Source organism: Bacillus sp. T17B1 (genome assembly GCF_026796395.1).
Lineage (GTDB): Bacteria > Bacillota > Bacilli > Bacillales > Bacillaceae > Bacillus > Bacillus spizizenii_A.
Map to the genome: position 1 here is coordinate 1 of NZ_JALAYA010000046.1, position 13,440 is coordinate 13,440.

12 protein-coding genes, 1 pseudogene and 1 riboswitch are annotated in these 13,440 nt (G+C 36.4%); of the genes and pseudogenes, 10 read left to right on the forward strand and 3 right to left on the reverse strand.

Annotated features, from left to right (window positions below):
- From MOF34_RS18330 to MOF34_RS18355, 6 genes are all read left to right on the forward strand, one after another.
- Positions 1 to 263 (forward strand): ATP-binding protein (locus MOF34_RS18330; RefSeq protein ID WP_268401226.1); only part of this gene is annotated, 263 nt, incomplete at its 5' end.
- 17 nt (positions 264 to 280) lie between these two features.
- Positions 281 to 607 carry a YddF family protein gene (locus tag MOF34_RS18335; RefSeq protein ID WP_019716380.1) on the forward strand — a complete coding sequence of 109 codons (327 nt, stop codon included), beginning with the start codon at positions 281 to 283 and terminating at the stop codon, positions 605 to 607.
- A gap of 12 nt (positions 608 to 619) precedes the next feature.
- A complete protein-coding gene (locus MOF34_RS18340; protein WP_268401227.1) occupies positions 620 to 2,998 on the forward strand; it encodes a CD3337/EF1877 family mobilome membrane protein in 2,379 nt (792 codons plus the stop codon).
- Positions 2,995 to 3,984, forward strand: coding sequence for a bifunctional lytic transglycosylase/C40 family peptidase (locus MOF34_RS18345; RefSeq protein ID WP_268401228.1), 990 nt, complete (start codon positions 2,995 to 2,997; stop codon positions 3,982 to 3,984). The genes MOF34_RS18340 and MOF34_RS18345 overlap by 4 nt, the downstream gene beginning before the upstream one ends.
- A 14-nt stretch (positions 3,985 to 3,998) precedes the next feature.
- Positions 3,999 to 4,505: a hypothetical protein gene (locus MOF34_RS18350; protein ID WP_268401229.1), complete on the forward strand. Its 507-nt coding sequence runs from the start codon at positions 3,999 to 4,001 to the stop codon at positions 4,503 to 4,505.
- 62 nt (positions 4,506 to 4,567) lie between these two features.
- Positions 4,568 to 4,948, forward strand: coding sequence for a cystatin-like fold lipoprotein (locus MOF34_RS18355; RefSeq protein WP_019716376.1), 381 nt, complete (start codon positions 4,568 to 4,570; stop codon positions 4,946 to 4,948).
- A 59-nt stretch (positions 4,949 to 5,007) separates the two neighbouring features.
- Here MOF34_RS18355 and MOF34_RS18360 read toward each other — a convergent pair whose 3' ends face one another.
- Positions 5,008 to 6,516: a recombinase family protein gene (locus tag MOF34_RS18360; RefSeq protein ID WP_268401230.1), complete on the reverse strand. Its 1,509-nt coding sequence runs from the start codon at positions 6,514 to 6,516 to the stop codon at positions 5,008 to 5,010.
- Positions 6,517 to 6,714: 198 nt separating this feature from the next.
- Positions 6,715 to 7,125, reverse strand: a complete 411-nt coding sequence (locus tag MOF34_RS18365) for a hypothetical protein (RefSeq protein WP_268401231.1) — start codon at positions 7,123 to 7,125, stop codon at positions 6,715 to 6,717.
- A gap of 117 nt (positions 7,126 to 7,242) precedes the next feature.
- On the opposite strand from MOF34_RS18365, the gene MOF34_RS18370 reads away from it, so the two are divergent.
- Positions 7,243 to 8,112, forward strand: coding sequence for a hypothetical protein (locus MOF34_RS18370; RefSeq protein ID WP_268401232.1), 870 nt, complete (start codon positions 7,243 to 7,245; stop codon positions 8,110 to 8,112).
- Between the two features lie 241 nt (positions 8,113 to 8,353).
- Here the strand turns inward: MOF34_RS18370 and MOF34_RS18375 are convergent.
- Positions 8,354 to 8,530, reverse strand: a pseudogene (locus MOF34_RS18375) (DUF255 domain-containing protein); the annotation flags it as partial.
- Positions 8,531 to 8,830: 300 nt separating this feature from the next.
- Positions 8,831 to 8,933: riboswitch (TPP riboswitch) on the forward strand.
- A 400-nt stretch (positions 8,934 to 9,333) separates the two neighbouring features.
- Between MOF34_RS18375 and MOF34_RS18380 the strand changes: the two are divergent.
- The 3 genes from MOF34_RS18380 to MOF34_RS18390 all read left to right on the forward strand — a co-directional run bounded on the left by MOF34_RS18380 (position 9,334) and on the right by MOF34_RS18390 (position 13,293).
- Positions 9,334 to 10,569, forward strand: coding sequence for an HAD-IIA family hydrolase (locus MOF34_RS18380; protein ID WP_268401233.1), 1,236 nt, complete (start codon positions 9,334 to 9,336; stop codon positions 10,567 to 10,569).
- Between the two features lie 965 nt (positions 10,570 to 11,534).
- Positions 11,535 to 12,746, forward strand: a complete 1,212-nt coding sequence (locus tag MOF34_RS18385; protein WP_268401234.1) for an MFS transporter — start codon at positions 11,535 to 11,537, stop codon at positions 12,744 to 12,746.
- Positions 12,730 to 13,293, forward strand: coding sequence for a TetR/AcrR family transcriptional regulator (locus tag MOF34_RS18390; RefSeq protein ID WP_268401235.1), 564 nt, complete (start codon positions 12,730 to 12,732; stop codon positions 13,291 to 13,293). Before MOF34_RS18385 ends, MOF34_RS18390 begins: the two co-directional genes overlap by 17 nt.
- The last annotated feature ends 147 nt before the right edge of the window (positions 13,294 to 13,440 follow it).

Below are 13,440 nucleotides of genomic sequence, written 5' to 3' on the forward strand. Positions count from 1 at the left end.
AAGAGGATTCCGGAAACTTTGGCGTTGCCTTCGCCTTTGATGAACCAAACGAACGTGAAGAAGTGTTGAAATGGATGAACATGGAGGTCACAAAAGAAAACAAAAAAATGATGGAATCCATGTTTCAAGGTCAATGTCTATTTAAAGATTACTATGGCCGTACATCTAAAATTTCAATTGAATGCCTATTCGAAGAATGGCAAGGCGCTTTAAAAACAGTCGAGAAAAAAGCTGTCGCATATGCGGAAGAAAAATATTTGTAAAAGGGGTTGAATCGTACATGGAAATAGCTTTCTTAAACTCTCTTGTAGTCACGAGTCCAGGCTTTTATAAAGCTGAAAAAATCACATTGGACGAAGTGAAACAATGGCTGAAGCATTATGACGGTCGATACAAAAGTTTTATTGGGCATAAATCAACGGCACAGTTTCTGCAAAAATTATTAGGGATCAAAATTGAACAAAATCGCAAGACTTTCAGACATATGAAATATCAAAAAGCAATCTGTTTCTCTTTGTATGAACGATATCCCGAAAACGTGCTACTAACGCAGAGAGACTTAGAGAAAGCCAGATACCAATTTTATTTATTAACACGGTTAGATTAGGAGGCGGCTGTAATGAAAAAGAAACGAATTTTGATTGTGTCGGCTATCGTGTTGCTGTTTTTAACTGTCGCTTCAGCTGTAACAGTATTTTCGGCTGACGGAGATACCACAACGCAGCCAAAAGTCGAAAAAGCTGGCGGCGTTGAATTAAAGGTGAAAAGATTTCCTATCTCACGCTATCAAGCGAATAATGAAGCATCTGACGATTTAATTAAGGGGGCGTTTGTTGGACTGACAAACGTCACTTTTTCTTTTGCCGGAAACATTGTCCGTGTGGTTGATGCGGGAATGGATATTTTGTATAACTTACAACCGATTGACGAGTTCGCCAATTCTATTACAAATGTCTCTAAATCAGTTTATAAAACCCTAAAAAAGAATTTCGGTGAAGTCTTATTCATCTTCACGTGTGGCTATGTCGTCTACCTGTTCTGTGTGAGAGGTAGCGCAAAAGAAGCAATGCGACGGAGTATTCTATTTATTTGTGTCATGGTGATCGGCGGGCTTTGGATGTCAAACGCTGGTTATTACATGAAAGCGTTGAATGCCTTGTCTGTAGAAGCACAAGGAAAGCTTTTAACTGCGGGAAATGGATTGGTTGGCATTGTGCAAGATGAAGGGAATTTTGCAGACAGTTCTGCTATTGAAAAAGGAAAGGAAATGGAAGGCACAGTCGCAGTTATGCGTAATCTATACTTTGACATTGCTTTGATGAAGCCATTTCTAATCGTGAATTTTGGAGAAACAAGTGAAGCAAAAATTAATGAAAAAGGTGATTCGAAAGAGAAATTATCAAGGGTCGATAAATTGCTTTCATACAAGCTGTCAAAAGACGGAGAAAAAGAAAAACAGAAGCATATAAAGGATACTGAAATTGAAGAATATGAAAATGAGTCTATGACCTCTGGGAATGTGTTTAATCAATTAGGAGAATCTTTTATCGCTGTGGTCGCTTCTATTGTCATTGGGATACCTTTTTTAGCATTAGCGTTCTTTAACTTCTTACTTCAAATTATCGCTTTAGTGATCGTATTCTTTGTGCCATTCGCTTTCATCTTAGCGTATGTTCCTCAATTAGCTTACTCTGGATTTGTTACACTTGGACGCTTGGGGAGTGTTTACCTACTGAAAGCAATGTTAGGGGTTATCGTTTTGTTTGTGTACGTGACTTGTTTTATCGTTGACAAGTTAATACCGCCAAATGGTTTTGGAATGTATCTTTTAAATGTTGCTGTCCTTGCCTCGATTTTGTGGATTGGTTTTCACAAGAGGGATGCCATTATCAAGTTTGTGACTGCTGGAAAGGTGGTTTCAGTTGATAATAATATGATGGAAAACATGAGACAAAATGTTGTTCAACCAGCTTGGGAAAATGCGAAGAAAATAGGAAGCACATTGGGTAACAGAGGGGGCGTATTTACTGACTTTGCAAAGAATTTCAGAGGAAGAAAAGATGGTATAAATGGTGATGGCGTAACTGGCGCTTCAAGTGGCGGCAGTAATTCACCGAGTGGGGCTGCTATGGGATATGATAATACTCATGCCATTGCAAGAACCCCGCAAAAAGAGACTGCTAATGGAATAGCTAGTCACAACAGCCGAAACCTAAAACGGAATCCTCAAACTCTATCGAAAGAACAAGAAAAACAAAAAGAAGCATTTGCGAATGCAAAAGAAAATAAACACCAATCCCATTTAGACAGATTGAGAAAAGACGGGATAAACTCTCCTATGCTAAAAGATGTTTTGAATGAAGGAAATGAGGATTTATCCAAACGAGCACCTATCTTGCAGGATAAAAAGGATGAATCAGCTAGAACAGATCAAAAAGAATATGTTGAACAGCTTCTTAAACAGCCAGATAATCAGAAACAAACTGACGATGCATCATTACAACTTGAAGAAGAAACTACTTCTAATAGAGCACCAGTCTTACAAGAGAATGAAAAAGATACAGAACGCACTGATCAAAAAGTGTATGTTTATGAAGAACAAAATCAGAATCCTGAAACAGATCAGCAACAAGATTTTGAAGTCCAGAAAGATGATTCTGTTTCAAAGAGTGAGCCTGTAGCACAAGAGAAGACAGCAGAAATCAAAAGATCAGACCAAAAAGTCATGACGAATAAACCTATTGTCAATAGCGAACGTAAAATCAGACCATCTGAACCCGCAAAAGTTCATTCAGATGGTATTCGTGTTGAGGAAAAACAGGCTGTTTCCCCTGCTGAAAGTAAGACTGTATCAAGAGAAAAACAGCCTTCATCACAAACCATTAAGCGGACTGAACAAAGCGTTAATACATTTGAACAAGTGGCTTTAAATGAAATTGCAAGACGCTCTTCATCAAAAGTAGAAGATCGACTGAGAAGGGATGAAAGAACAAAATGATAAGTAAAAAGGTAGTTCTTCCTTTGGTGTTCTCGGCTCCTTTTATCTTCTTTTTTATTTTATGTATCGTGGTGGTTATGACGATTTCAAGAGAAAATCAAGTGGGAGACGATTTCATAGGCGGCGGGGATGGCGAATATGAAACGGTTGGCATTGCACCGGAGGTCGAACGATTTAGGGCTGTATTTGAGAAGTACGCCCGTCAGGAAGGTGTTTTTGATAAAGTGAATATTATTATGGCGCTCACCATGCAAGAAAGTGGTGGGCGTTCTTTAGATATCATGCAAAGTTCCGAAAGTATCGGCTTACCTCCCAACTCCATAACTGACCCAGAACGTTCGATTGAAGTCGGAATTAAACATTTTAAGAAGGTTTTTAAACAGGCTGGCGGTGATGTTCGTTTAACCTTACAGGCATACAACTTTGGTTCCGGATTTATAGACTATGTCAAAAAGAATGGCGGAAAGTACACAAAGAAATTGGCACTTGATTTCAGCAGATTGCAAGCATTTAAAATGGGCTGGAAAAGCTACGGTGACCCAAGTTATGTTGACCATGTCATGAGGTATGTGAAAGGCTCTGATAAAAATGTAAAGCCTGTGAACGGCTCTATGGATTTCTATGAAACAGTCATGAAAGAAGCTTTGAAATATGAAGGCCAACCGTATGCCTGGGGAGGTTCAAACCCAAAAACCGGATTTGATTGTTCGGGCCTTGTTCAATGGTCTTTTGCGAAAGCTGGAATCACTCTTCCAAGAACAGCACAAGAACAACATGGGGCAACAAAGAAAATAAGTGAAAAAGAAGCGACTGCGGGTGACTTGGTGTTCTTTGGCGGCACATATGAAGGAAAAGCCATTACTCACGTCGGCATCTATGTAGGCAATGGCAGAATGTTTAATTCAAATGACAGTGGAATCGAATATTCTGATCTGAAATCAGGTTATTGGAGAGATCACCTTGTATCTTTTGGCCGAATCAAATAACTAGGGGTGAAAGCATGAAAACACATATTGCATGGGCTTCAGCTTGTTTATTATTGATATTGCTGACCGGATTTTTTACGAATGGACAGCAAACGTATAAGATTGAAAAGTTAAAGGATAAAAATGAAGTTCTCACAGAAAAAATCAAGGAATTGAACCATATAGAATCAACTAGCAGCGCTTCGGAAAATAAGGCATTTTTTGAAGCGTTTTTTAATTACTCCGATATAGATAAGCGATATGAAACAGTTAAGAAGCATACAACTGGAAAAGGATTTGACTATGCATTCCCTTCTCGTTCTGATCAAAAGCACACAGTCAGTGTGCAAAGTGAATTACTTTCAATAGAGAGTTATTCAAAACCCTTAGATCAATCCCATGAATTGTTTTTGAACATTGTAGAAATCTCAACGACTGCAAATTCAGTTACTACGAATCAAGTGTTGATTGTTCAAACGACTATGAAAAAAGATAAAGATGGTTGGTTAGTCGATAATGTGCAGGTTAAGGGAAATGGATAAAAAGTGGAAAAGATTAAATTGTTTGTTTATACTAAATATTGAAAAAGGAGGGAATGTTTATTTTGAAAAACCTTTTTATTTTCCTTAGTTTGATGATGATGTTCGTTTTAACTGCATGCGGCGGCAATAAATATGATGGTGCGATTGATGATGTAATCAATCAATATAAAGAATATAAAGGCGATGATACTAGAATAAATGTTTCGAGGGCTAATTCTATAGTTCGGGTTTATGATGGAGGAAAATATATTCAGTTCGCATTTTATATGCCTGATGATTCTTCTCGTGAATTAACTACTTTTAAATACTATGAAAAACTTGGAGACGAGTATAAAGAAATGAGCGACATGCCCGGAAATGGTGAAAATGATCGTCTTGGCTTATCAAAGAAAACACCTGACTATGAAGAAGTCAAAGGTAAAGAAACAAATTTAGAGGAGTAAACCTTGTGTTTGCTCCTCTATTTTTTTGTTTGTAAATGTATGGTTATGTCTAATCAATTTTAATCTATCCATTCTATATTTAATGAAGGCGGTTTATTGCTACCTTTAGGATAATGCCATATTACCTTACTTATGAATGATGTTAGTCCTTCATTAACTTTCGTATCATCTAGCTGTCTCCAATTGGTAAGAAAGTGATCTAGTCGCTCAACAAGTGATTCTTTTGCTTTTATTTCATCTTCTTGAGTTATATTTTCGGTTTCCTTTAATTCTAATTGAAGCTTATCTAATTCTCGTGAACGTATCTTTTTTCTTTCCTTAAAATCTTCTAAATCAATTAAATCTTCCTCTAATTGTATTTGAAGCATTTTCAGCGCTTTTTGTACTTTTCTTATTCGTTCTTCAATCATTTTTATTTTGGTAGCTTTAGAATCAAAAGGTTGGGGTTCTTCTTTTAAATTTTGAAGTTCAGCAATTATTTCTTCCCGCCTAATTTTTATTCTGTTTATTATAAGATCCATCATAGAATTATAATTTAAGCCTCTGTTATAGCATCTGTTGCCTAAAGGGTCTTTCCTATTGCAAGGTTTAAGTTCCTTTTTCTGTTTTCGATCCTTTCTTATGGTCACTGAATGAGTTCTTCCGCATAAGGCACATTTAATCAAATTCGATAAACCGTGTCTCCGTTGTCTTGCTCTTGGGGCAAGGCTTTGTCTAAGGGTCAATTTTTCATTGGCTAGGTCCCACGTTTCTTCATCAATAATGCAAGGTTTTATTGCATCTTTAACAATAATCCATTGTTCTTTAGGTCTTATTTTTCCTTGGTGAGTATTCCTTCCTTTTAGTCGGTTGGACACTATCCATCCTTTGTAAATTTCAGAACGGATCATTCTTTCAATGCTTATTCCACTAAATAAATTCCCTCTTTTAGTTCGATAACCTAACTGGTTTAGATTTATAGCGATATTATCGACACCCATTCCATCTAAAACCAACTGAAAAGCCAACTTGACACCCTTTGCCCGTTCTTTATCAATTTCCACTCTTTTTTCTAAAGGGTTATAAATATAACCAAATGGCGGGGCACCGTTTGACCACCTGCCTAATTTGGCACTATCTTTTTTTCCCTTCCTTAGTTGCGCCTTTATATTTTCATATTCCCAGTTATTTACGAACCCAGTGAACTTTAACGCTTGCCAATCTTCTTGGATTTCTAAGTCATATATACGTTCACTATCGGTAACAAAGAGGACATCTTCTTGTCTTAATAAACTCATAAATTTAGGTGTTTCAGCATCGTCTCTAGTAACACGTGCAAGGTTAACAGATAGAACAGCATCAAAAAGATTCTCTTTAATTTCACAGATCATTTTTTGATACTCTGGTCGATTTTCATCCATTGAACTGCCAACTTCTTGAAACAATTTGATCTCCCAGTTGTTTTTTTCTGCAATATCTAACAAGCGTTTTCTGTGTTTTGCTAGCGTTTCTTCAGTCTCTTCACCTTCGTTATTACGTGATTTTCTAAGGTATATGGCGACTCTTTTTATTTGGTTTTTAAGCTCCATATCATATCACCTTCATATGTAATATAATGTCATTATATCATATTTTTAGGTTGTTATTTTAATAGACATGGCACTAATATTCTAAAAGTCAAATTTCCTATATTGCTTACTAAAAGAGCAAGAATGTGTAATACAATGAAAAAAGGATGGGAACCAAACCCCAACCTCCTAAGTTTTATAAAATTATTCAAATGAAATTTAATAAATTAGTTTGATTAGATCTTTAGAATATTCTGAGCTAGATATATATGTATCTGTACTATCTCCAATATATTTCAATATAATTTCATCTTTATTATTTTTAGTGATGTGTAATCCCTTATCTCCGCCATCAGAAAAAACTAATTCCATATCGTAATCATACTTATCAACTGTTTTATCTTGTTTTTTTGCGTGTTTTATAACTTTTTTAAAGGCTTTTAATTCTTTATCTTTAGAAAATTTTTGTTTAAAATTTTCATTTAAGGAACCAAGCCCTTCAAACTTGGATATTTGAACCCCTTTTATGTCATCCACCTGATTACTTCCCGGCATTCCTGTAGTCTTTTCGGACTGACAACCTGTTAATGCAAAGCCAAGCAGTGCAAATAAGAACAAAAATTTCTTCATAACTAATCCCTCTTTTTGTCATTTTTTTGAAAATATACCAAATGCCTGTTGTTTTTCATCTTGATTATGGTACATTTGAAAAGAAAAGTAAATAATTCATTAGGAGGGTTTTAAAAATTGAAGAAAAAAAGCATTATGAAAAAAGTGGTATTAGGCGTAGTAACAAGTTCCTTGGCCTTATTTCCTTTGGTTGGTTCTGCTTCATCTTCACCAACTAAGAGTATCGCAGAAGTACAATCTAGTGAACAGAGTCAACATGAAAAGGGTGAAATTATATTAAAATATACAGCACCCGATGTTGACTTAAGTATTGCTACCGAAGAACAATTAAAAACCTTAAAAGAAATTGGATGGAAAATGGAAGGCGGAGAATTAGTACAGTACCGTTCAATTCCTGAAGAAATAGACACTGCAATAAATGAAGGTTACCTTCCTTCATATGAAGAAGCAGAAAAAATGGGATCATTAGCTGAAGAAGATGAAGAGAATAAGGATACTTTGTTAGTTGATGGGAAAGAGACAGAAATAAAAGATGGGCAGTTTGAAGTAAAAGGATCACCAGAATCAGTGGAAATTCAATATGACGAAAATACAACAAAAAATGTAAAGAAAAGTGAAGATGGTAAATATCGTCTGGTTATAGAGCAAGATCTAGGTGAAGTAATAGATGAAATGGATGAGCATTCTCACGACGGTGATATGGAAGGTATGAATCATTTATCAACCCAATCTTCAATAGGAGTTTTAGGATATGGTGATGTATATAAACCTGGGGATTGGGTACATTGTAATAGATTTAATGGACCTTACACTGATGATAGGCATTTACAAAAGTGGCACCCTCAAGCGATTATTAATTTTTATCACAGTGACTGTGATTACGGGGCTCTTAGATATTGTAAATCTCATAGTAACTGCAACCAAAAGTACAGAGCTGCATATTGTTCATGGAAGTTAGGCCATAGCACTAAATATCACAGACATTAATATTTCATAGTTCACTTAGTTTAGAGGTTTTCGAATAAGTTTAGAAATATTACTTGGATTAATATTCTGAAAGAAAAAAATGTAATTGGTAGTAAGAATCAATCTCCATTTTATAGATTAATAGAATCGGGTTCATTAACCTGACTTGAATTTCTTAAGGCGAAAATGAAAAGAATGATATATTATTATAAAAAGACAAGGCTTAATACCTTGTCTTTTTTTATTGGTAACTTTAATAATCATGGCACCAATGGCAAGTTGAATAGCCAATACTGACCAGAACCGGCTTGTTTTCGTGTTTCGCTTTTTCGAAGGCTTCTTCTCCCCAGGGGTACCAGTCTACAGGGTTGTGGGCGTGTTGAAGTAAGTATGGTGATTTCTCAGCGATTAATCTATTTGGTTTGTTGTTGGTTGGCATGGGATCACCTTATTTCCTTATTGACTATCCTTAGATTACCACAGTAATCACATATAAATTCAAAAAATGAGCAGGTTTGGAATGGATGGATAATTGTAAATGCAAATACAACAAGCCGGCTTGAGTCAGCATAACTGCTAACGTGCGTACCTATTCCTGAGAAAGGGAAGTTTGAATGGAGATACGTCTGGATTCACAGCATGAACTCATTTGGCATATTTGAAAAATGAAGGTAAACTATTATCTCAGTTGTTTGACTAATGATATGGAATAGTTTAGTGTTAAAGTAAATATTTATATTTTATCCACTAGGGGAGCTTTAGAAGCTGAGAAGAGACATAATTCCTGACCCTTTGAACCTGATTTGGTTAACACCAGCGTAGGGAAGTGAAAAAATTAGAGAGATTTTTTATCTTATCTATATTTAAGCCACTTTCCATATAAGTGGCTATATTTATTTTATAAGGATGATAGCTGCTATGGCCTGTCACGTCTTTATCAATACAGATAGTAATCAACGTATTAAAAGAATTATAGAAGGAATTTTTCGTTTATTAAATCCTGGTGCTTCTTTTGCCTGATTCAACTGGAATAGAATTTTCAACCTTTCGCAACGGAATACCGGGGAAAGAGTATTCTTATGGGGAAGAAAGAAATGAGTGGCTTCATGTTTTTATGATTAATGATTGAGCGATACGCAAATGGTTTGTAGGCGCTTGTCCCATTCCCATGGGATGTTTAATGGCTGCTGAAATAAGTTATTTTCCTGTTGATACAGATTCTGGTATGTTGGGAGTGTTACGATGATCTACAAGGAATATGATCTATTTTTATTCGATTTAGACGGAGTTATTTATATAGGAGACAAAGCTTTACCAGAAGCTGTTTCTTCTTTAAAACGCCTCCGTGAAGAAAAGAAATCCATTCGCTTTTTGACGAATGATCCCTGTGTTACAAGAGAAACGATTGTTAAAAGGCTTCATAAACTCGGTATTTCAGCAAGTATTGATGAAGTGATTACTTCGGGGTGGGCAACAGCTGATTACCTTGTTAAGGCCGGAGTAAAGAGAGCGTATATATTAGGAAATGATGAACTTAAAAGCGAGATTCAAAGAGCTGGTATTGATCTTGAAGAAGACCTAGCAGAGGCTGTTGTCATTGGATGGGATTACAATATTACTTTTCAAGATATACATAAGGCGGTAAATCTCATCCGCCGCGGGGCTTCATTTATTGCTACAAATGGGGATAAAACATTTCCCACCGTTAATGGACCAGCTCCAGCTACAGGTGCCCTAGTAGAGGCTGTTAAAACGGGAGCAGATAAAGAGCCCATCATAATTGGAAAACCGGAGTCTTCAATATTTGAAAAAGTACTTGAGTCCTTCGATGACAAAGAGAGATGCGTCATGATTGGAGATACACCTGAGACAGATATTATTGGAGCGAACCGAATGGGCATAGCTTCTATCTTAGTTTCTGATCAAAATACTTTATTTCCTGTAGAACATGACTTTAGAAATCCAGATGTTGTGATCCGCGATTTGAAGTATTTGTTCAATAGTGAAGTTAAGATAGAAGTACGTGAGAAACCAGATTATCAATGGACAGAACAAGTTAAAGCTGGAGTCGCTGGAATAATAATCAAAGAATCAAGTTCGGTTTTATTAATGAAGCGTGCTGATAATGGTCTATGGGGCATCCCATCAGGACATGTGGAACCTGGTGAATCAGCTGAACAAGCGATAATAAGAGAAATAAAAGAGGAAACCGGATTAACTGTTAAAGTTTCTAAAATGATAGGAGTTTATTCAGATCCAAGATCACAGACATTTATTTACCCTGACGGAAGAGTCAGTCAATTTATTACCAACTGTTTTCAATGTGAAGTGATTGGAGGGACATTGAAGAAATCCACAGAGGAGGCCTTAGAAATTAGGTATTTTAATATTCACGAGTTACCATATAATCTATTGCCAATGCACCCTAGGTGGTTGGAAGATGCTTTAGCACAGAAAGACCTTGCTTTTATTCGTTAAGTTAACTTTATCATTTCCATTAAGAAGATGAATATGCAAACAATTGTAAAGGGAATCAATTAAAGAAGATGCCAAGATAATGGGTGTCTTTTTTTGTTTTTCACCCCCAGTTTATTCTTGATGCAGTATCAGTGATTATTTTATACACAAATGAATGTCACTTTATGCAAACATCGGGATTGAATGGGCCTCCACACCTGAAATATAGGATCAGAAAAAATGAAAAAGAGACTGGCATGGCGAATTGGGAACGCTAGGAATACATATAAAGAAGCAATTCCTATTTGGATACAAATAAGAAAATATCATAAAAGATAGACACAAATTATAAAAATGGATGCCTCTAGGTCTACTTACCTTTTATTAATGATAATTCCTGCAGTCAGGGTTAAGGATTATGACCATTTTTAATTATCTATGGGCACTCGTTCATATCCTTTTCTTTTTCCGAATCGGAACAAGACTGTCTGTTTTTACCGCGAGAATCTAATCTAATCGAATCTTATTAAGTGAATGAAAAAATACAGCATTTAATGCGTTAATACAATATCCTTTATCTGGCTTATAAACAACATTAATCGCTGATGATTCTTTAAGAATGCATGTAAGATTACCTTTAAATTGTTAATTAACTAAATATATGTCAAGTTTAGGAATGATTCTCTACTCATTAAACTGCAAAAATTGGAGTGTTTCTCGTCTCTTAAAAATTAGTTGAAATACGCATGTATCTATTCTTGAAAGGTTGACATACATTGATGAATTAACAATTAACATAATCAAAGTAGGATCGCTATTTCTTGCAGGTCTTGTTTTTTATATGCTTAGTATACCATATAATTACATGCCATAACTTTTTATCTGACTATAGACAGTTTGAATTTAAAATGTTATGTTTTAGTGGTGGTATTAATAACATATAAAATCTGACTGCCGTCAAATAAAAGAAAAGGAAAGGAAATCTTATGAGTTTGAATAAATTACAAAAATCACAGACAACGTTATGGTCATTATCTTTCGTATTTGCAGTTGTAGCTAATGCTTTGCTGTTCATGATATTCGAGATGTTACTCCCCACGCTTCCCTTGTTTGTCAATAAGACAGGAGGAAGTGCTACAGATGTCGGCCTTGTCACAGGTGTGTTCATGGTCTCGGCAATCCTGATTCGCCCTTTTGCCGGATATTTATTAAAGTTGGTTAATAAGAAGTATCTGCTCATCCTTGGTATCTTCATTAATGCCATTGCGACAGGGATGTATTACTTTGCAGACACTGTCAGTATATTGCTGATTATTCGTCTTGTGCATGGTCTAGGCTTTGGTTTGGCCACAACTTATTTTGCAACACTCGTCGCCGAAATCATGCCTAAAGAAAGGCGTGGAGAAGGAATGGGGTACTTTGGTGTAGGTGAGACAGTTGCTATATCGGTTGGACCAATGATTGGTATTATGATATTGGAGGCATTCGGTTTTTCACGACTATTTCTTGGTGGATTGGCCGTATTACTATTGGCAGCTCTTATGGCAGTACTAATTAAATCTCATAAGAAAGCGGATAGTGCGGGTGAGGTACAACACTTGAAGGTCAAGTTATTGGAGAAACGTGTATTCATGCCAGCATTACTGACGCTACTAATTGGTGTTGCAGCATCTGGCATCATGTCATTCTTCTCCTTATACGCTATAGAAAAGGACTTTAGTGGCATTGGTTGGTTCTTTTTCATCATTGCTTTGGCTAGCTTCTTAGTTAGGCTAGTATCTGGTAGGCTATTTGATAGACATGGTCCGTCAGTTATTCTCATACCCGGCTCTATCTTGGCAACCGCCGGATTAGTTGTCCTGTATTTAGCCCATGCTGAATCTACATTCTATGTAGCAGCTGTATTATATGGGTTAGGGTTCGGAGCTATTTTTCCAGCCATCCAGACTTGGTGTATTAATCTTGTTGAAGAGCATGAGCATGAGTATGCGATGTCGACCTTTTTTAACTTCTTTGACTTTGGAATCGGTGGGGGTTCCTTGTTGCTAGGTATTCTAGCAGCTCATTTCTCTTATGGTGTGGTCTATCTTGTTGGAGTCGCCTTTTATATCGCTTTTCTTCTGCTTTATCTGTACATCATGTATATTCAAAGAAAGGGCAGTGGTATCGGAGGTTTATACAGTGAAAGAAGCCATTAGACATATAGCGGTTCGTCATTTCAATGCATATGGCTATGAAGGTGTCAAAATGAACCGAATTGCTGAGGAACTGGGAATTCGGAAACAATCATTATCCTATCATTACGCTTCGAAAAGCAAACTGCTGATCGATACGTATGCTAATGCTGTGAGAGAAGAGGTAATTTTTTTGGAGTCGTTTTTTGGAAGAGCTAAATCCCTTGATACAAAGGAAACGCTTATTCAACTCCTTAAGGAAACGCAACAGCGATACTATAAACAGCCAACTGTTGCTTTTTTGCAAAGTATGTCATTCAAAACACCTTTGGAAATGAGCGACCTCATTCTCTCCTATTACCATGAATATCTGCATGTGTTCAAACAGCAGATCATGAATCTAGCGAATGACCCTATCATCACTTGTAGGAGGGAGCAATTGGCCACTAGCTTTATTACACTGTTCGATGGCTTGGTCATCCAGCTTGTCTATGAGAATGCAGAAAGTTTCCAGCATGCGTCACAAATCTCCTTCCAGATTTTTTGGAGAGGTGTGACGTTTAACGAATAGAAAGTTGGACAAATTGGTGGACTCACTAACAGGTTAGGTATGACCCTTAAAATTTAGAGTTTAAATTAGGCGGTTGAAAGATAGTTTAAGAACAATGAAAGAGAAGGATAACAAAAATAGTTATCCTTTCAGCGTGTCGACAAAGTC

Coding starts and splice junctions, on each gene's coding strand:
- MOF34_RS18335 (WP_019716380.1), top strand. CDS start 281: ATGGAAATAGCTTTCTTAAACTCTCTTGTAGTCACGAGTCCAGGCTTT.
- MOF34_RS18340 (WP_268401227.1), top strand. CDS start 620: ATGAAAAAGAAACGAATTTTGATTGTGTCGGCTATCGTGTTGCTGTTT.
- MOF34_RS18345 (WP_268401228.1), top strand. CDS start 2,995: ATGATAAGTAAAAAGGTAGTTCTTCCTTTGGTGTTCTCGGCTCCTTTT.
- MOF34_RS18350 (WP_268401229.1), top strand. CDS start 3,999: ATGAAAACACATATTGCATGGGCTTCAGCTTGTTTATTATTGATATTG.
- MOF34_RS18360 (WP_268401230.1), bottom strand. CDS start 6,516: ATGGAGCTTAAAAACCAAATAAAAAGAGTCGCCATATACCTTAGAAAA.
- MOF34_RS18365 (WP_268401231.1), bottom strand. CDS start 7,125: ATGAAGAAATTTTTGTTCTTATTTGCACTGCTTGGCTTTGCATTAACA.
- MOF34_RS18380 (WP_268401233.1), top strand. CDS start 9,334: ATGATCTACAAGGAATATGATCTATTTTTATTCGATTTAGACGGAGTT.
- MOF34_RS18385 (WP_268401234.1), top strand. CDS start 11,535: ATGAGTTTGAATAAATTACAAAAATCACAGACAACGTTATGGTCATTA.